This window comes from Hoeflea phototrophica DFL-43 (assembly GCF_000154705.2).
In the GTDB taxonomy this organism is placed as follows: Bacteria; Pseudomonadota; Alphaproteobacteria; order Rhizobiales; family Rhizobiaceae; genus Hoeflea; species Hoeflea phototrophica.
The window spans coordinates 3,796,215-3,814,058 of record NZ_CM002917.1 but is presented as its reverse complement, the minus strand read 5'-3'; the positions used below and the strand labels follow the sequence as shown (position 1 = coordinate 3,814,058).

Here is a 17,844-nt window from a genome sequence, read left to right as displayed (position 1 = left end):
CCGCCGATCAATCCTCGGATGTGGTTGCGCGCGGATCGAGATTGATCGATTCGGGCGTTGCGGAACGGGCGGAAGGGGTCGAGGCAAAGGTTTCCTTTTCTTCGTCCGGGACTGCTGCACGGACAAAGCTTCGGAATACGGCATAGGCGGTCACGGCGAGATGTGAAACCGCGGTGACGGCAAACAGCAGATAGGGGCTGTAGGCCATGGTGAGGCCGCTGATCAGCGGGCCGATGATCGTGCCAATGCCGTAGAGCAGCAGCAAGCCGCTTGAGATAGTCACGAATTGGTCGCTTTCCGCGAAGTCGTTGGCATGTGCCACGATGATTGAATAGAGCGTGTAAGACATTGCGCCATACAGCGCGATCAGGCCGAACAGGATTCCAACGTCTTCGGGCTTGATGATGACGATAGCCAACCCGGATACGCCGGCAATTGCGGCCAGACCCGCAAGCATATAGCGCCGGTCCATCCGGTCCGACATCCGTCCTGCGGGGATTTGCATCAACGCGCCTGAGAAAATTGTCACCGACATCATGGTCGCGATGGTGATGGTCTCCAGACCGACATTGGCGCCAAACACCGGGGCCAGGGTGCCGAATGCACCATTGGCGATACCGATCATCAGCATGGCAACAAAGGAGACCGGCGAATTCCGGTAGATCAGCTTGAGATCAATCCGGACCTCCTTGAGTGGTGCCGGGCTCGTGGCGGTCGATACTGCAGTCGGCAACAGCGCCAGACAGTAGAGAATTCCGGCGATCATGAAGAATGTGGTTTGCTTCACATCGCCCAGTGCAATGCTCATCTGACCGGTGACGATCGCGACGTAGGTTACCGTCATGTAGAGTGAGAAGATCAGGCCGCGGGTTTCGTTGGTGGCGCGCTCATTGAGCCAGCTTTCGATGATCATGAAGGCGGCTGCCAGAGAGAACCCGGTCACCACGCGCAGAATGATCCAGCTTACCGGATCCACCAGCAGGCCGGTGAGAAGGGCGATGATGGCGATCATCGCGGAAAAGGCGGAGAAGGCGCGGACATGGCCGATGCGCCGGACCAGGCGCTGGGAGAAAATGCAACCAAGCACAAAGCCGGTGGCCCAGGCGGTGCCAAGCAGACCCAGCGAGGTGGGCGAGAATCCCTCCTCCGTGCCGCGCATTGGCAGCAACAGGCCATGAAGACCGTTCCCGGCCAGCAGAAAAGCCGTCCCGAGCAAAAGCGACAGGACAGGAAAAAGATTGCGGTGCATGGCTGTTCCGATTGGAAACCGAGGGATAGGAAGGGACTTGGGATGCGTGGTCAGCGTGCATTGAGTCGCGGTCATTGACCCAGATCATGACAAGTGTATGGCTTGTTTGCAAAACAGGCGCGATTGATGACGACAAAAGTTCTCTTGATTCTGGTTCTGGTGGCCATGGGTTTGCACCTGATCAAACCCTTCGGGCTGCCGGGGCTCAGGCGGCGCGGTGATGTCTGGAAGATTGCACTTATTCTGATTTTTGCGATGATGATGGCGCTTGTGCTTCGCCCAGCATGAATTTGGAAACATGGTCCGCCCAATGCTCATAGCCGAGCTTGTTGGCATGAAACCCGTCAATGGCAAAACCGTCCGCATTTTCCACCGGCAGTGGCTCGGTGGCGACGGCGTGGCGCTCTGTGCAAAGCTGGGTGCCCATGGCGTTTATAATCCGGACCCGGAGCCCGAGAATGAACCCCAAAGTCGGGGGCAATGCCGGAACGCTTGTCATGTCGATCACAGGTGACCAGAAAATCTGCGCCTCAGGCCAGCGCGTGTGAACTGCATATAACAGGCCGCCGAAGCCCTTTTTGAACTGCGAACGTGTAAGAAAATTCTTGGCATCGTTGGTGCCGACAGCGATCAGCACATGGGTAAAGTCGCGCTCTTCGATGTTCGGCACCACATAATCGCGCAGCTGGGAAGCGACCGCGGAATTTGCACCCGCATTGCGCCATGCCACGGTCTTGCCGGTGGCGGCGTTGAAGCGGGTTGCGAGCAGGGGGCCAAGTGTGTCGCCGATTTCATCGGCGCCGACACCTGCGGCTGAAGAATCTCCGATGACGAGCAAGCGAAGCTCAGCCTCGCCTTTGCCGATCTGGCCCTTTGCCTTGCCCGATGGCGGTGGAAGGCGCTGTGCCTTCTTGCGCACACGAAGGCCAAGATGGATGGCGATCGGAAGCAGAAGCCAACTGACGATGCCGGCGGAAAAAGTGTTCATGGTTCCCAGAGCCTCCGGCTGTCTTGTTCGTCATCCTTATTGCTGCAGGGCACAATAGGACGAAACCCGCCGTGTTTCCACGGCGGGTCGAAACAATCCAAGGCCAGCTGCGCCCGGTCAGGCGGCGCGGGAGGCCTCGAAGATGCTGTCGATGGTGGCGGCAAGCGTTGCATCGAAGTCCGCATCCGATTGGCCGTGCGACAGACCTTCGGTCAAGGCGCGCGAGAAGGAGGCGATCACGCCGGGATTGGCGCTCAGCAGCTCATTGGCCTCGTCGCGGGAATAGCCGCCCGAAAGTGCGACGACGCGCATGACACGCGGGTCATTGACCAGCGGCTTGTAGAGATTGGCCTTCGTGGGCAGCGACAATTTGAGCATCACCTGCTGTCCGTTCGCGACAGTTTCGAGATGCCGCTGAATTGCAGCCAACAACAGTTCTTCCGCTTCGGCCTTGTCATCAATCTTGATGTTCACTTCCGGCTCGATAATGGGCATCAGGCCGTGGCCGAGGATCTGGCTGCCGACTTCGAACTGCTGGGCAACGATCGCTTCGATCCCGGCCTTGTCAGCGGCATTGATGACCGAGCGCATCTTGGTGCCAAAGATGTTCTTGGAGACCGCTCGCTTCAAAAGCGTATCGAGGCCGTTCATCGGCTTCATCAGTTGCACGCCGCTTTGTTCCTCCATAAGGCCCTGGTCGACCTTCAGGAACGGGACTATGCCGCGCTTGTCCCAGAGGTAATCCGCTGTGGGGGTGCCATCGATATCGCCGTCCATGGTGCGTTCGAACAGGATTGCGCCGATCACTTTCTCGCCTGTGAAGGCCGGAGACTTGATGATACGGGCGCGCATGGCGTGGATCAGCGCGAACATTTCGGTGTCGTTGGAATAGGCGTCTTCCGCCACGCCATAGAGTTTGAGTGCTTTGGGCGTTGAGCCGCCCGACTGGTCAAGTGCGGCGATGAAGCCGTCCTTGTTCGCCATCTGCTGTGCCATGGTCGCATTCATCATGCCAGGTTCCCATTCTGTTACATCTTGAGCGCTGCTTTAACAGATGCTGCAACGGGGTGAGAATAGGCTTGAGCGCTCTTGAATCGATTGAAAAATATTCAATCGTTTGAAAGGCTTGAAGAAATGCCTGGAAGGTTAACCCGTGAAGGGGTCCTGCCGGCTTCAGGCTTTGAGCACATCGACGCCGGGAAGCGGCTTGCCTTCCATCCATTCCAGAAAAGCGCCGCCGGCCGTTGAGACATAGGTGAATTCGTCTGTCACGCCTGCGTGGTTGAGCGCGGAGACCGTGTCGCCACCACCGGCGACCGAGACGAGCAGGCCTTCCCGGGTGCGGGCGGCTGCATGCTTGGCTGCGGAGACCGTGGCTGCATCGAAGGGCGGAATTTCGAAGGCGCCGAGGGGGCCGTTCCAGACCAGAGTGTCGGCCTTGGTGATCCAGGCATTGACCGCGTCGATCGATTTCGGACCCACATCCAGCATCATGGCGTCTGCGGGTATGGCGTCGATCGCAACGGTTTCATTGTCGGCCTCTGCCTTGAATTCCCGCGCGACGACTCCGTCCACCGGCAGCACGATGGCGCAGCCGGATGCCGCTGCGGCGGCTTCGATTTCCTTGGCGGTTGCGGCCAGGTCATGCTCGCACAGCGACTTGCCGACATCGATTCCGCGGGCGGCGATGAAGGTGTTGGCCATGCCGCCGCCGATCACCAGCGCGTCGACCTGGTTGACCAGGTTCTTGAGCAGATCGATCTTGGTTGAAACCTTTGCGCCACCGACAATGGCGACAACCGGGCGTGCAGGGTTGCCGAGGCCTTTTTCAAGCGCCAGAAGTTCGGCCTGCATGGTGCGGCCGGCATAGGCCGGCAGGTGGTGCGCCAGGCCCTCGGTTGATGCATGGGCGCGGTGAGCGGCGGAAAAGGCATCATTGACGAAGATGTCGCCGTTCTTTGCGAGTTCGATCACGAAGCCCGGATCGTTCTTTTCTTCACCGCTGTGAAAACGGGTGTTCTCGAGCAGCAGAACATCTCCGTCGACCATTGCGTTCACGGCCTTTGCAGAAACCTCACCAATGCAATCGGCAGCGAAGTGAACCCGGTGATCGAGCACATCTTCGACAACGCCGGCGATTGGCGCCAATGACATCGACGGCACTGCTTCACCCTTGGGGCGGCCGAAATGGGCGAGAAGAATGACCCGAGCGCCCTTGGTCGAGAGTTCCATGATTGTCGGTGCGACCCGCTCGATCCGGGTCGTATCTGTGACCTTGCCATCCTTGACCGGAACATTGAGGTCGACACGCAAGAGGACGCGCTTGCCAGGCAGGTCGGTCAGGTCGTCGAGGGTCTTGAAGGCGGTCATGATGTCTTCTCCGGTCATAAAATTCGTTCGAACAGATCTGGATAGTCGGTCACAAACCCATCGCTATCGACCGGCAGTTCAGCGACGAATGGCCGGTCTTCTGCTTGGTAGCGGTATTTGCGGCCCCGGTCGATACAGGTGTAGATCTGAGTGTCGGCAAGCGGTCTCAATGATGCGAATGAAACATAGAGAACCCGAAGCCGGATGTTGCCATCAGCCGGTGCCGGATCGATTCGGCGTATCGGCAGTGTGTTTGAGAATGGTGTGCCGGTAAAATCGATGTCGAGGCAGCCATCGAATTGCGGCTGCGGCGTCCCATCCCCGAGTTTCCAGCGTCCCCCGCCATCGGATTGCATCTCAAGGCGATCGCCCGAGGTCGATTGGATCGCAAAGGCCCGGACATGCCAGCCTGCATCGCAATCTATCTGGTAGTGGATGCCGAAGGTTTCACCGGCCTCGCTGCCGACTACTACGCTTTCCGCGCGGATGGAGTTGGCCGTTTGGCGGAGAGTGAGGTGTTCCAGCCCCTCTCCCTCGACGGGACGCCAGCGCACCGTTTTGAGGGAAAGGGGCTCAAACATGGTCTAGATGAGCTTCGCCATTGCGACCGCCGTGTCACCCATGCGGTTGGAGAAGCCCCATTCGTTGTCATACCAGGTCAGGATCGACACCAGGGTTCCGTCCATCACCTTGGTCTGGTCGGTGTGGAAGACCGAGGAATGCGGATCATGGTTGAAGTCCATGGAGACGAGCTTTTCGTCGGTGTAACCGAGAATGCCCTTGAGCGGGCCTTCCGAAGCAGCGGCGCGAATGAAGCCGTTGATTTCGTCTGCCGAGGTTTCCCGCTTGGCGATGAACTTCAGATCGACAACGGACACGTTCGGGGTCGGCACGCGAATCGCTGCGCCATCGAGCTTGCCGTTGAGTTCGGGCAGCACAAGGCCGACCGCCTTGGCAGCACCCGTCGAAGTCGGGATCATCGACATGGCGGCCGCGCGGCCGCGATAGAGATCCTTGTGCATGGTGTCGAGCGTCGGCTGATCACCGGTGTAGGAATGGATGGTCGTCATCATGCCCTTTTCAATGCCGATGGCATCGTTGAGGACCTTCGCGACCGGCGCCAGGCAGTTGGTGGTGCATGATGCATTGGAAACGACCAGATCGTCCTTGGTCAAGACGTCGTGGTTGACGCCATAGACGATGGTCTTGTCGGCGCCCGAGGCCGGGGCGGACACCAGAACGCGCTTGGCGCCGGCCTCAAGGTGGAAGGCTGCCTTGTCGCGTGCGGTGAAAATTCCGGTGCATTCCATCACGATGTCGACGCCGAGATCACCCCAGGGCAGGTTCTTCGGGTCGCGTTCGGCAAACACTTTGAAGCTTTCGGATCCGACAGAGATGGTGTCGCCATTCACGGTTACCTGTTGTGGGAACCGGCCATGGACCGAATCGTAACGCATAAGATGGGCGTTGGTTTCCACCGGGCCGAGATCGTTGATCGCCACGATGTCGATGTCGGTGCGGCCGGATTCATAAATCGCACGGACAACATTGCGTCCGATGCGGCCAAATCCGTTGATTGCAATCCTGGTCTTCATGTTCTTTCTCCGTCCTGGGGCTAAAGGCACCTGTCTTGGGGCAAATCAGGCCTTGTCATGTAGGCGGGCTTCGACAGCAGCAACGGCCGCTTCGGCAGTGATGCCGAAATGCTCGTAAAGCTCCTTGTAAGGCGCAGAAGCGCCAAAGCCGGTCATGCCGATGAACAGGCCGTCGGAGCCGATGAAGCGGTCCCAGCCCTGCCGTATGCCGGCTTCGATCGCGATCTTGACTTTCGAATCTCCGATCACAGCGCTTTTATACTCGGCACTTTGCTCTTCGAACAGTTCAAAACAAGGCACGGAGACCACGCGGGTGGTGTGGCCATTGGCTTCCAGCGTCTTGTGGGCTTCCAGCGCAATCTCGATTTCGGATCCGGAGGCGAAGATGGTCACATCCGCGTCGCTGGCCGAGATCAGGTCATAAGCGCCATAGGCACAGAGATTTTCCTCGGTGTAATCGGTGCGTGCGACCGGCAGGTTCTGACGGGTCAGAGCGATGCCGCTTGGCCGCTTTTGCTGTTCAAGCGCGATCTGCCAGCATTCGGCGGTCTCAACCACGTCAGCAGGGCGGAACGTCAAAAAGTTCGGAATGGCGCGCAAGGCGGCCATGTGCTCGACCGGCTGGTGGGTCGGGCCGTCTTCGCCCAGACCGATGGAATCATGTGTCAGCACATGGATGACGCGGATGCCCATCAATGCCGCAAGGCGGAGCGACGGCCGGCAGTAATCGGAAAAAATCAGGAAGCCGCCGGAATAAGGGATCAGTCCGCCATGCAGCGCGATCCCGTTCATCATTGCGGCCATGCCGTGTTCGCGGATGCCGTAATGGATGTAGCGGCCCGAGAAATCGTCCGGCGTGATCGCCAGGGTCTGGCTGGTGCGGGTGTTGTTGGAGCCGGTCAGGTCGGCAGAACCGCCGAGCGTCTCGGGCACCGCGCCATTGATCACTTCCAGCGCCATTTCAGACGCCTTGCGGGTGGCCACGGTCGGAAGATCCTGCGCCAGCTTTTCCTTGTAGGCGGTGATTGCCGGGGCGAATCCGCCTGGCAGCTCGCCGTTCATGCGCCGTTCGAACGTCATGCGGATATCGTTTTCCGCTTCCGCCAGACGGGCCTCCCACGCCTTGCGGTCCTTGACCGAACGCAATCCGGCCAGACGCCAGGCGTCAAGAATGTCCGATGGCACCACAAAGGGTTCCTCGTCCCATCCAAGGGCGGCGCGGGCGCCTTCTATTTCCTTGGCGCCGAGCGGTGCGCCGTGTGCATCCTTGGAGCCGGCCTTGTTGGGCGCACCAAAGCCGATCACGGTCTTGGCTGCGATCAGTGTCGGACGGTCGGAGGCCTTGGCCGATTCGATGGCCTGAGCGATAGCATCGGGATCATGACCGTCGATTTCCAGCGTGTTCCAGCCGGAAGCTGCGAAACGTGCAGGCTGGTTGGTCGAATCGGTGAGCGAGATGGCGCCGTCAATCGAAATCGAATTGTTGTCCCAGAAGACAATCAGCTTGTTGAGCTTGAGGTGGCCGGCAAGCGAGATCGCTTCCTGGCTGATCCCCTCCATCAGGCAACCGTCGCCGGCAAGCACATAAGTGTGGTGATCAACCAGATCAGCGCCATACTCATCGGCAAGCTTGCGCTCGGCAATTGCCATGCCGACGGCGTTTGCGAGGCCCTGGCCGAGCGGGCCGGTGGTGGTCTCGATGCCGGCAGCGTGGCCATATTCAGGATGGCCTGCGGTCGGAGAGCCGAGCTGACGGAAATTCTTGATGTCCTCGAGCGAGATGTCGTCATATCCGAGCAGATAGAGCAGGGAGTAGATCAGCATCGAGCCGTGACCGGCCGAGAGTACAAAACGGTCGCGGTCAGGCCAGTCGGGCTGCTTTGGATCGAATGTCAGATAGCGCGAAAACAGCACTGTGGCGATGTCTGCGGCTCCCATGGGCAATCCCGGATGTCCGGATTTGGCTTTTTCCACGGCATCCATGGATAGAAACCGGATTGCATTTGCCATCCGGTCGTGTTTTTCGCGTGAATTCATGACGGTCCCGCCTTGTCGCGTTCAGGTCTGATCCGGCCAGTCAGTGGTCCGGATCGAAGGCCGCGCACACATAGCAGTTGCTTCGCCGGAGTCAACAAAGGCTCGCCGTGAAAGGATTGGGGACCACAGTGCCGGTTTTGTTGACGCCATGTTCGGCTAATGGGTAAGCTGTTCGCTACAAGTATCCGGAATTCAAGCGATTCGGCTTGTGGTCCAGATCTGGGGAAACCGCCCATGCCCGCTGAAATCACAGTCAAAGCTGCGCTTGAGGCCTTGAATAAGGCCTTGAATCAGCTCGACAATGAGGTGGATAGACAGGTTGAGGCGGGCCGCAGTGCAACTGAGGCGGAGGCCGAGCTCAGCCGCATGATCGAGGACCGGGGCCGGATCGCGCAGGAGCTCGATGCCGCACAGGATCGCTCGAACCGCCTGGAAGAAGCCAACCGTGAGGTTTCGCGCAGGCTGGTCACGGCGATGGAAACCATCCGCGCGGTGCTGGACCGCTAGTCGGTGCGGGGCACCATCGATGTCAGAAAACAGGACGGTTTGAATGGCACAAGTCACCGTAAGCATCGATAGCAAGACTTACCGAATGGCCTGTGAAGAAGGTCAGGAAGAGCATCTGACCGATCTGGCCGCACGTTTCGACCGTTATGTCGGGCATCTCAAGGGGCAGTTCGGCGAGATTGGTGATCTCAGGATCACAGTGATGGCGGGCATCATGGTGATGGACGAACTGCATGAGTTGCAGCGCCGCATGCGCGGCTTGGAAGCCGAGGTCGAGACCCTGAAGAAGACCCGCGACAATGCGCTCACCAAGGTTGAGAAAACGGATCATGACCTCGCGGCGGCGCTTACGGAAGTCACCGGTAGAATCGAGGAGATTGCCGGCAAACTCTCCGGCCGCTGATTATCATTGACGACCGTCTGGCGTTCGGGGCGTGTCGGCTCTATATACAGGATGCGATCTGCGCTTCTCGACAGGATACACAATCCCCGGGGCCTTAATAGATCCTAAGGGAGCTGTCCCTGACCGGGCCCGTGGGCCCGGACATATGGCGCCCACCTACGTTGTAGGTTCCCGGGATCGAAAAAATCCATCGGCTGCCGTGGGTCGCACTTATCTCCTCAAATTCCCTTGCTTCGATGCGCTGGTTCGACCGGCGTCCGGGCCACCATGACAAATCCGAGGATTTGTCATGGTCATCGGGAGGGAACACGAATGTGGTCTAATGCATGTCGCACTCAATTGGATTCAATTGAGTGATAACGTACATGCATCAAATCAAAATGTTAGAGCGACCTTTGTGCGTCCAATTGGACGCACGGCGCTCTAGCGGATGCTTCAGGCTTCAGCGGGCGCCTCGACCTCATTTTGCGTGGTCTTGCGGCGGCGGGTGACCAGCACGAAGAACAGCGGCACGAAGAGAATGCCGAGCACGGTGCCCGAGATCGTACCGCCGAGCACGCTGGTGCCGATGGCATTGCGGCCACCGGACCCGGCGCCGGTGCTGATCACCAGGGGCAACACGCCCAGTGAGAAGGCCATCGAGGTCATGATGATTGGACGGAAGCGCTGGCGCGCCGCCTCGCGGACGGCGTCGAACAGGGCTTCACCCGCCTCGTAGCGTTCGCGGGCGAATTCCACAATCAGGATGGCGTTCTTGCCCGTCAGGCCGACAACAGTCAGCAGGCCCACCTGGAAGAACACGCCGTTCTGGTACCCCCCAAACAGGGTCCATAACAGTGCGCCAAGGATGCCGACGGGCATGGCGAGCATCACGGCGAACGGAATTGACCAGCTTTCATAAAGGGCTGCAAGACACAGGAACACGGCTGCCAGGGACAAAGCATAGAGCAATGGCGCCTGATTGCCCGATTCGCGCTCTTCCAATGAAAGTCCGGTCCAGGAAACTTCGAAGCCGGGCAATTGTGATGCCAGCCGCTCGATTTCCGCCATGGCTTCGCCGGTGGTAGAGCCCGGGGCAGGAGATCCCTGGATCTGCATGGCGTTGACGCTGTTGTAGCGGATCAAGCCCTGCGGACCGTAAGTCCAGCTGCCTTTGGCAAAGTTTGCGAAGGGCACCAGCCCGCCGCTGCTGTTGCGGACTTTCCATTTGGAGATGTCGGATGGGAGGGCACGGGATTCCGCTTCGCCCTGAATATAGACCCGCTTGATGCGGTCGCGGTCAATGAAGTCGTTGACATAATTCCCTGCCCAGGCGAGTTGGAGCAATTGAGCTACATCGGATGCAGAGACTCCCATTGCGCCCGCCGCACGCCAGTCAATGTCGAGATTGTACTGAGCGGCATCTTCTAGGCCCGAGGGGCGGACGGAACCGATGATCGGGCTTTGGGATGCCATGCCGAGCAACTGGTTCCGAGCGGCCAGCAATTCCTCGTGAGACTGCCCGTTGCGGGCCTCCAGATAGAAATCAAAGCCGCTCATCATGCCGAGTTCGGGAACCGAGGGCGGCACAATCGGGAAGACCATGGCATCCTTGATGCCCATGAACGCGGGAAAGGCGCGCCCGGCGATTGCCTGGGCGCTTTGCGCCGGGGAAGGGCGTTCCGACCAATCCTTAAGGCGGACGAATGCAAGACCCATGTTCTGGCCCTGGCCCGAGAAGGAAAATCCGACGACGCCGAACACCGATTCGACATTGTCTTTCTCTTTGACCAGGAAATGGTTCTCAACTTGCTCAACAACCTTCTGGGTGCGCTCTGCTGTGGCGCCGGTCGGCGTCTGGATCAGTGCAAACAGAATGCCCTGGTCTTCGTCGGGCAGAAAGGCGGTCGGGGTTTGGACAAAGCTCCATCCCATCAGGCCAACAAGTCCGAGGTAGATCACACCAACCCGGAAAGGACGGCGGACGATCCATCCAATGCTGGCGCCATAGCCGCCGGCAATGCGATCGAAAACTCGGTTGAACCAGCCGGCCGGCCCCTTTTTGGCGTGATGGTCTGATTTCGGTTTCAAGAGCGTGGCGCAGAGTGCCGGCGTCAGCGTCAGCGCAACAAGGACCGAAAGCCCCATTGCGGAAACGATGGTAATCGAGAACTGCTGGTAGATCACACCGGTGGAACCGCCGAAAAAGGCCATCGGAACGAACACTGCTGAGAGCACCAAAGCGATGCCGATCAGGGCGCCGGTGATCTGGCCCATGGATTTGCGGGTCGCCTCAAGCGGGGGGAGCCCTTCTTCTTCCATGATGCGCTCGACATTCTCAACAACGACGATCGCGTCATCGACCAGAAGACCGATGGCCAACACCATGGCAAGCATGGTGAGTGTGTTGATGGAGAAACCGAAGGCCGCAAGAATACCGAATGTTCCCAGCAACACCACCGGCACGGCAAGTGTCGGGATCAGTGTGGCACGGAAATTTTGCAGGAAGACCAGCATTACGAGGAAGACGAGAACGATGGCTTCCATAAGTGTCTTTACGACTTCCTCGATCGAGATTTCGACAAATGGTGTGGTGTCGTAGGGGATCACATAGGTCACGCCTTCGGGGAAGAAGGCTGAGGCTTCCTCGATTTTGGTCTTGACCAGTTCGGCCGTATCGAGAGCATTGGCACCCGATGCCAGCCGGATGGCCATGCCTGTGGCAGGGTTGGTGTTGTAGCGAGCCCTTGTGGAGTAGTTTTCTGATCCAATTTCGACGCGGGCCACATCCTTGAGCAGCACAAGCCCTCCATCGGTGGCTGCGCGAACCACGATCGCTTCGAAATCCTCCGGTGTAGTCAAAAGGGACTGCGCGGTGATGGTGGCGTTCAGCTGCTGGCCCTCAACTGTCGGCAAACTGCCAAATGCGCCAGCGGAAATCTGGGCGTTTTCTGTTGAAACGGCGCTCAGCACATCACTTGGTGCCAGGCCGTAGGCAGAAAGCTTGACCGGGTCGAGCCAGATACGCATGGCGTATTTGGCGCCGAACACCTGGACCTCGCCAACCCCCTCCAGCCGGCTGAAATCATCGACGAGATTGGTGTTGAGGTAATCGGCCAGGTCGGTCTGGTCGAGGGCGCCATCTTCCGAAATCAGACCGATCACCATCATGAAGCTGGCAGCGGATTTTTGCACCGTCACGCCTTGGCGCTGTACCGTTTCTGGCAACAGCGCGGTTGCTTGTGACAGCTTGTTCTGGACCTGGACCTGGGCGATGTCGGGATCAATTCCGGTCTCGAAGGTCAGTGTGATGGTGGCTGTCCCGGACGAGGTGGAACTTGATGAGAAATATCGCAACCCATCAAGACCTGTCAGCCGTTGTTCAATGACCTGCGTCACCGTGTTGGCGATCGTCTGAGCCGAAGCGCCCGGATAGGTCGCCGAGATCGAGATCGTCGGTGGCGCGATCTGCGGATACTGGGCGATGGGCAAGGTCATGATGGAAAGGACACCGGCGCCCATGATGATGATCGCGATCACCCATGCGAAGATCGGCCTGTCGATAAAATAGCGTGCCATGTCAATCTCCGCGAGGTCAGTTCTGAACCGGCTGTTCGGCGCGTTCTTGCGGGACCACAGGTGCGCCGACGCCTATCTTCTGCAGGCCCTCTACGATCACCTGATCGCCGGCCTTGATTCCGTCCGTCACGATCCAGTCCGAGCCGCGGTCGCTGATGATTGTCAGGGCGCGCTGCTCGACCAGATTGTTGGCGCCAACAACCATTGCGATGGGATTGCCGCGGCGGTCGCGCGAGACCCCTTCCTGTGGAACCAGAACAGCATTTTCGATGACCCCCTGGGGCATCTCGACCTGGACATACATTCCCGGCAGCAGCATTTCATCGGGGTTGGGGAACTGAAGGCGCAGTGTCACGACACCTGTGTTTTCGTCCACATGGGGTTCTGCTGCGGTCAGCTCGCCGGTGTGGTCGTAAACCGTGCGGTCGGCAAGCTTGAGTTCAACTTTGGTGTCGACATTTGCTCCGGCGGCCTTGGGACCCTTGCGCTTCCAGCGTATCAGATCGGCTGCCGACTGAGCGACGTCGACATAGACAGGATCGAGCTTGCGGATCACCGCCAGTGGATTGGTCTGCCCGGAGATGACCAGCGCGCCCTGGGTGGTCAACGACAAGCCGATCGCGCCGGATATCTGGGCGCGGATGGTGGTGCGTTCCAGATCTATGTTGGCAGCGAGCAGTTGCGCTTTGGCAACTTGCAGTGCGGCGTTGGCGGTATCCCGTGCGGTAATTGCATTATCTAGAGACTGCTCGCTTGCAAAATTGCTCTCGCGCAGCCGTTCCATACGCTTGAGATCGCGATTGGCCGAATCCAGACTGACCTGCGCTTGATTTATGGCTGCTTCGGCAGTCACGACCTGTGCGTTGTAGGTCGCCGGATCAATCCGGTAGAGGACATCGCCCTCCTTCACCGCCGAGCCTTCCTCGAAACGGCGTTCAACGATAATGCCGTTCACCTGAGGGCGAACCTCCGCCACACCGGACGCGACGACACGACCCGGCAATGTGGAGGTCACGGTGACGGTTTGCGCTTTCACGGTCACAACAGTGACCGGGGTGGGGGGGCGCTCCTGCTGCTGCGCCGAGGCGACGGACGCAATGGCCACGACCAGGGACGTAATCAGGGCGTAGGACGCTAACCGCATGGGTATCTCCGCTGAATCAGAAGTTGCCGCTTGGCGTTTATCTGCGCAGCGGCTAAAATGGAAACCAAGTGGTTTTATAATTGTTTTACGGCGTTGTGCAAGTACAATGCTGCAACTGCGAGATAGGGAGGTCTGGCTGTTTGCAAAATTGTCCTAAATCTGGCCGCGGGCCTGGCAGGCCTCGACAGCTCGGTCTGGCAGAGCGCGAAGCGATCATCATTGACGCCGCTGAAAGGATCATCGTGGCCAAGGGGCTTGCGGGCGCCTCCATGGAGGCGATCGCGCAAGAGGCGGGCATGTCGAAGCGAACGCTTTATGAGGTTTTCACATGCCGCGCCGAGCTCTTTGCCTCAATTGTCCGGCGTATGCGCCAGACGATCACTCGGCCATTGACTGAAGACCAGATCGACCGCCCGCTGGCTGAACGACTGCGGCTTTTGCTGTCGCCGTCGGGCAAGGGGTTCACCGATCTGCTGCCCCTGGTGATCCTGCGTGCTGTCATTACAGAGGCTGAAAGGCAGCCCGAACTCGCAAATGAATTTTTGCAGGAAGGGCCCTATGCGCTCTACGGAATAATACGCGTGGAACTGGACCGTTCGGTTGATCGTGGCGAGATCCGTATTGCAGACACAGAAGCTGCTGCCCGCTTGATGTCGGATATGGCGCACCAGGGCTTGCTTGAGCATCTTGTGGTTTCTCAGCCGCCCAGCCAACGACTTGAAGCCTACAACCGAAGGCTTGAACTCGCCATTCGCGTGTTTCTCGGCGGTATCGGCGATCCGGAGTAGTCAAATGCTTCCCAAAAGCGGCCGACCAAACAAGGCAGATTCGCTACTCGATCAGACCGAGCTTCAGCGCCCGGGCGATCGCTTCGACATTTGTGCTGGCGGTCAGTTTGAGACGCGCCGAAGCCAGCACCACCTCGATTTCTGACGCGGATTTGTCGCTTTGCTGGGCGATGGAATCAACACATTGTCCCTGCGCCACCGACTGCAGGCAAGCGTGTTCCAAATGTGTCAGGCTGTTGCGACTGTCTGCCATTAATATTCTTTTTTTCTAATATTATCAATACTTTCAAGCGTCAGCGACCTATCTGGCAACAGCGCTGCCAGGGCAAATCGATTTCTCAGGGTTCCTTTACGAAGCGTATCTGCCATCCCGTTTTGGGACGGAACCGGGTGCATTTTGCTGTGCCGATCTGAGATTTGCAGGACATAGTTGTTTGGCGCTTCCTCTTGCAATCTTCGGCTTGTGAAGGCGTTCAAACCTTTCGGCCGAATTGACCGCGCCGAGGTTGACGGTGCGAGGGTAGCGGTTGCAATTGAAGCTGAGCGAGTTTGGTGGAGTTCGGAATCGGGTGATGGAAAGCAAACAACAAATCAGATCAAGGATGCTGGCCGTGCGTGATGCGATTGCCACCGGAGCCCGCATCGAGATGAGCCTGGCTATGGCCGAGGCTGCAGAGGCGATTGAATTCGATCCGGGCAGCGTGATTGCGGGATATCTGCCGATTCGTTCCGAACCCGACCTTCGGCCGTTGCTGGCGCGTTTTCGGGCGCGTGGCGCCCGGCTTTGCCTGCCGGTTGTGCTGGCCCGTCAAACAATTGCCTTCCGGGCCTTTGAGCGCGAATCGGGATTGGTGGACACAGGATTTGGCACCACGGGCCCTGGGCCGGATGCGGAACTCCTCGATCCGGATCTGATGCTGATGCCGCTTTCGGCCTTTGATGGTGAGGGCAACAGGCTCGGCTATGGCGCGGGCCATTATGACCGGGCGATTGCCCGATTGCGCGCCGGTGGAAAGAGATTGCGGCTGATCGGCACGGCCTTCGCCTGCCAGGAGACCGAATCTCTCCCGGCCGAACCACATGATGTTGCGCTTGAGATGATCCTCACCGAGCAAGGCTTGCGCTCCTTCGGCTAAAGTCTATAGAGGTTCGATGCGCCTGTTGTTTCTTGGAGATATGGTCGGACGAACCGGCCGCACCGCGGTCTGGGACCGCCTTCCTGGCTTGATCCGTGATTTCAAGCTCGATTTCGTCATCGTCAATGGCGAGAATGCGGCGGGCGGTTTCGGCATTACCGAAGAAATCTTTCTTCAAACGCTGAATGCCGGCGCAGATGTTGTGACCACAGGCAATCATGTCTGGGACCAGCGAGAGGCGCTGGTTTTTGCCGACCGGCATGAGCAGTTTCTTCGTCCGGCGAATTATCCCGCCGGGACGCCGGGGCGGGGATCCAATCTCTACATCGCTCGAAATGGGGCCCGGGTGATGGTGGCGAATGTGATGGGGCGGGTGTTCATGCATCCCGATCTCGACGATCCGTTCTCAGCCGGAGAAGCCATTCTGGAGGCCTGCCCGCTGGGTGACGTCGCTGATGCCGTGGTGTTTGATTTTCACGCCGAGGCGACCAGCGAGAAGCTCTGCTTTGCGCATTTTGTCGATGGCCGGGCGAGCTTTGTGGTCGGTACCCATACCCATGTGCCCACGGCCGATGCACAGATTCTCAATGGCGGGACAGCCTACATGTCGGATTCGGGAATGTGCGGAGATTATGATTCGTCCATCGGCATGGACAAGGAAGAGCCGTTGAGCCGGTTTCTGTCGCGTATTCCAAAAGGGCGTTTTGAAGTGGCCTCGGGCCCGGCAACCATCTGCGGTGTCGGCGTCGAGATTTCTGACCGGACCGGGCTGGCGGAAAAGATTGCGCCGCTCAGGATCGGTCCGCGTTTGAGCGAGACTTTTCCCGATTTCTGGAGCTGAAATCTGGAAGCCGGTTGCGTCAGCGGTATTTGGCAGCGCTGATGAATTCGCCGAATGTCTCGCACCAGACCAGCACGGTCGTATAGGCCTCTATGTCGACGGTCGAGGGCACATCGACCAGAAAGCCGTCAAAGGTCTTGATGTCACCCAGTCGCTGGGCCGTGTCGCGGACGGCCAGGAACTCAGCCTCATCCTCAACGAATTCGGGCACCAGATAAAGCTTGTAGTCGGGTCCGGGCGCGAGGCTTCCCTGATGGGTGATCTGCGTCGCCGACACGCTGACAGTGCCTTCACCCCAATGCAGGAAGTCGCTGCCCCTGAGGTCGCGCTGGAAGTCAGCCTTGTAGAGTGCTGTTTGAGCGCTCTCGGTAAGCATCGCCTGGTCAGGTGAAGGCGGTGCCGTGATGATCGGCAGAAGGTAAATGCCTAAGGCAAAGCCAACAACCAGCATGATGCCATGGGTTGCCGAAAGGATGATCCAACGCAGCATCTTTGCCTCCCTGAAATGATCGCGCTAAAGCGATACCGGGCCGTTTCAGGATGGTCAATCGCTCAGGAGCTAGGCTGTTGGGTGTATCAGGTCACGAATCCGGCCTCCTTGTGCGGCGAGCCGAAGCTGCGTGAGCGGTTTTCCCGCCCAGGGAAGGCCCTAGAGGTCCTGCTGTTTTCCCTTGATCGCCGGACGTTCTGCCTCCGGATCGGGCGGCAGCAATCCGCGCTCCTGAATCCAGGGATGGATCTCAACCGCGCGTGACAAGGATGCGACCGCCGCCTTGGACCGGCCCATGCGCATCAGCACATGATACATGCCAGCAAGCGCGCCAAAGTGATCCGGTTCGAGCTCTATCGTCCTTTCGAGATCGGACAGTGCGCCGGCGTCCTTCTCGCGGAGGAAACGGACGAAAGCACGCTGGTTCCAGGCTTCGGCGTAGGCGGGAGCGACTTCGATCACCTCATCGAGCGTTGTTTCAGCTGCCTCAAAATCATAGCTGCTGCGCCGGCTCATGCCGTGTTCCACCGCGGCGCGGAGTTCAGGCGTTGGTGCCTGAGAGAGCCACCACTGCCAGATCTCGTGTTCAGCCTGCCGCCCCTCCCGTTCGGTCTTGGCTTGCTTCAAGGCAGCAAACAGTTTGGTGCGTCCGTCTTCGGTGCTGGCAATCGCGATCCGTGGAGTTGCAGCAATGCAGATCAGTCCAGTCAGATGCTTGAGAAGGTCTCGTTTGCGCAA

17 protein-coding genes and 1 other RNA gene are annotated in these 17,844 nt (G+C 58.9%); 6 read left to right on the top strand and 12 right to left on the bottom strand.

Translation table 11 applies throughout. From position 1 onward, the window contains the following. Window positions 1-7 precede the first annotated feature (7 nt). From HPDFL43_RS18055 to tkt, 7 genes are all read right to left on the bottom strand, one after another. Window positions 8-1,249: an MFS transporter gene (locus HPDFL43_RS18055; RefSeq protein WP_007198844.1), complete on the bottom strand. Its 1,242-nt coding sequence runs from the start codon at window positions 1,247-1,249 to the stop codon at window positions 8-10. Between the two features lie 238 nt (window positions 1,250-1,487). Next, window positions 1,488-2,237, bottom strand: coding sequence for an SGNH/GDSL hydrolase family protein (locus tag HPDFL43_RS18050; RefSeq protein WP_007198842.1), 750 nt, complete (start codon window positions 2,235-2,237; stop codon window positions 1,488-1,490). Window positions 2,238-2,354: 117 nt separating this feature from the next. Continuing rightward, window positions 2,355-3,248, bottom strand: coding sequence for a fructose bisphosphate aldolase (locus tag HPDFL43_RS18045; protein WP_007198841.1), 894 nt, complete (start codon window positions 3,246-3,248; stop codon window positions 2,355-2,357). Window positions 3,249-3,410: 162 nt separating this feature from the next. Beyond that, a complete protein-coding gene (locus tag HPDFL43_RS18040) occupies window positions 3,411-4,607 on the bottom strand; it encodes a phosphoglycerate kinase (protein ID WP_040450484.1) in 1,197 nt (398 codons plus the stop codon). Window positions 4,608-4,621: 14 nt separating this feature from the next. Further along, window positions 4,622-5,188, bottom strand: coding sequence for a putative glycolipid-binding domain-containing protein (locus HPDFL43_RS18035; protein ID WP_007198839.1), 567 nt, complete (start codon window positions 5,186-5,188; stop codon window positions 4,622-4,624). Between the two features lie 3 nt (window positions 5,189-5,191). Then, window positions 5,192-6,202, bottom strand: a complete 1,011-nt coding sequence (gene gap / locus HPDFL43_RS18030) for a type I glyceraldehyde-3-phosphate dehydrogenase (RefSeq protein ID WP_007198838.1) — start codon at window positions 6,200-6,202, stop codon at window positions 5,192-5,194. Between the two features lie 45 nt (window positions 6,203-6,247). Continuing rightward, entirely contained in the window at window positions 6,248-8,239 is a 1,992-nt protein-coding gene (gene tkt, locus HPDFL43_RS18025) for a transketolase (RefSeq protein ID WP_007198837.1), read from the bottom strand. Window positions 8,240-8,473: 234 nt separating this feature from the next. Between tkt and HPDFL43_RS18020 the strand changes: the two genes are divergently transcribed. From HPDFL43_RS18020 to ssrS, 3 genes are all read left to right on the top strand, one after another. Then, complete coding sequence (locus tag HPDFL43_RS18020; protein ID WP_007198836.1) at window positions 8,474-8,746, top strand: DUF4164 domain-containing protein; 273 nt, start codon at window positions 8,474-8,476, stop codon at window positions 8,744-8,746. Window positions 8,747-8,789: 43 nt separating this feature from the next. Next, complete coding sequence (locus HPDFL43_RS18015) at window positions 8,790-9,149, top strand: cell division protein ZapA (RefSeq protein ID WP_007198835.1); 360 nt, start codon at window positions 8,790-8,792, stop codon at window positions 9,147-9,149. Between the two features lie 52 nt (window positions 9,150-9,201). Then, a non-coding RNA gene (gene ssrS / locus HPDFL43_RS21750) (6S RNA) lies at window positions 9,202-9,359 on the top strand. A 225-nt stretch (window positions 9,360-9,584) separates the two neighbouring features. Here the strand turns inward: ssrS and HPDFL43_RS18010 are convergent. Then, window positions 9,585-12,707 (bottom strand): efflux RND transporter permease subunit, encoded by a 3,123-nt coding sequence (locus HPDFL43_RS18010; RefSeq protein ID WP_007198834.1) that lies wholly within the window; start codon window positions 12,705-12,707, stop codon window positions 9,585-9,587. 16 nt (window positions 12,708-12,723) lie between these two features. After that, on the bottom strand, window positions 12,724-13,851 hold the full coding sequence (locus tag HPDFL43_RS18005) for an efflux RND transporter periplasmic adaptor subunit (protein WP_007198833.1): 1,128 nt from the start codon (window positions 13,849-13,851) through the stop codon (window positions 12,724-12,726). Between the two features lie 140 nt (window positions 13,852-13,991). Between HPDFL43_RS18005 and HPDFL43_RS18000 the strand changes: the two genes are divergently transcribed. Next, window positions 13,992-14,639: a TetR/AcrR family transcriptional regulator gene (locus HPDFL43_RS18000; RefSeq protein WP_007198832.1), complete on the top strand. Its 648-nt coding sequence runs from the start codon at window positions 13,992-13,994 to the stop codon at window positions 14,637-14,639. Between the two features lie 43 nt (window positions 14,640-14,682). Here the strand turns inward: HPDFL43_RS18000 and HPDFL43_RS17995 are convergent, their stop codons facing one another. Then, entirely contained in the window at window positions 14,683-14,892 is a 210-nt protein-coding gene (locus HPDFL43_RS17995) for a LuxR C-terminal-related transcriptional regulator (RefSeq protein ID WP_007198831.1), read from the bottom strand. Window positions 14,893-15,211: 319 nt separating this feature from the next. Here HPDFL43_RS17995 and HPDFL43_RS17990 point away from each other — a divergent pair, with 319 nt between their 5' ends. Both HPDFL43_RS17990 and HPDFL43_RS17985 read left to right on the top strand, forming a co-directional pair. Next, the gene (locus HPDFL43_RS17990; protein WP_040449318.1) at window positions 15,212-15,775 is read left to right on the top strand and encodes a 5-formyltetrahydrofolate cyclo-ligase; all 564 of its coding nucleotides are present in this window, start codon (window positions 15,212-15,214) and stop codon (window positions 15,773-15,775) included. A gap of 16 nt (window positions 15,776-15,791) precedes the next feature. Beyond that, window positions 15,792-16,616 (top strand): TIGR00282 family metallophosphoesterase, encoded by an 825-nt coding sequence (locus HPDFL43_RS17985; protein ID WP_007198828.1) that lies wholly within the window; start codon window positions 15,792-15,794, stop codon window positions 16,614-16,616. A gap of 19 nt (window positions 16,617-16,635) precedes the next feature. Here the strand turns inward: HPDFL43_RS17985 and HPDFL43_RS17980 are convergent, their stop codons facing one another. Together HPDFL43_RS17980 and HPDFL43_RS17975 are read right to left on the bottom strand one after the other, a co-directional pair. Beyond that, window positions 16,636-17,106 carry a DM13 domain-containing protein gene (locus HPDFL43_RS17980; RefSeq protein ID WP_007198827.1) on the bottom strand — a complete coding sequence of 157 codons (471 nt, stop codon included), beginning with the start codon at window positions 17,104-17,106 and terminating at the stop codon, window positions 16,636-16,638. 159 nt (window positions 17,107-17,265) lie between these two features. Continuing rightward, entirely contained in the window at window positions 17,266-17,844 is a 579-nt protein-coding gene (locus HPDFL43_RS17975) for a tetratricopeptide repeat protein (protein WP_007198826.1), read from the bottom strand.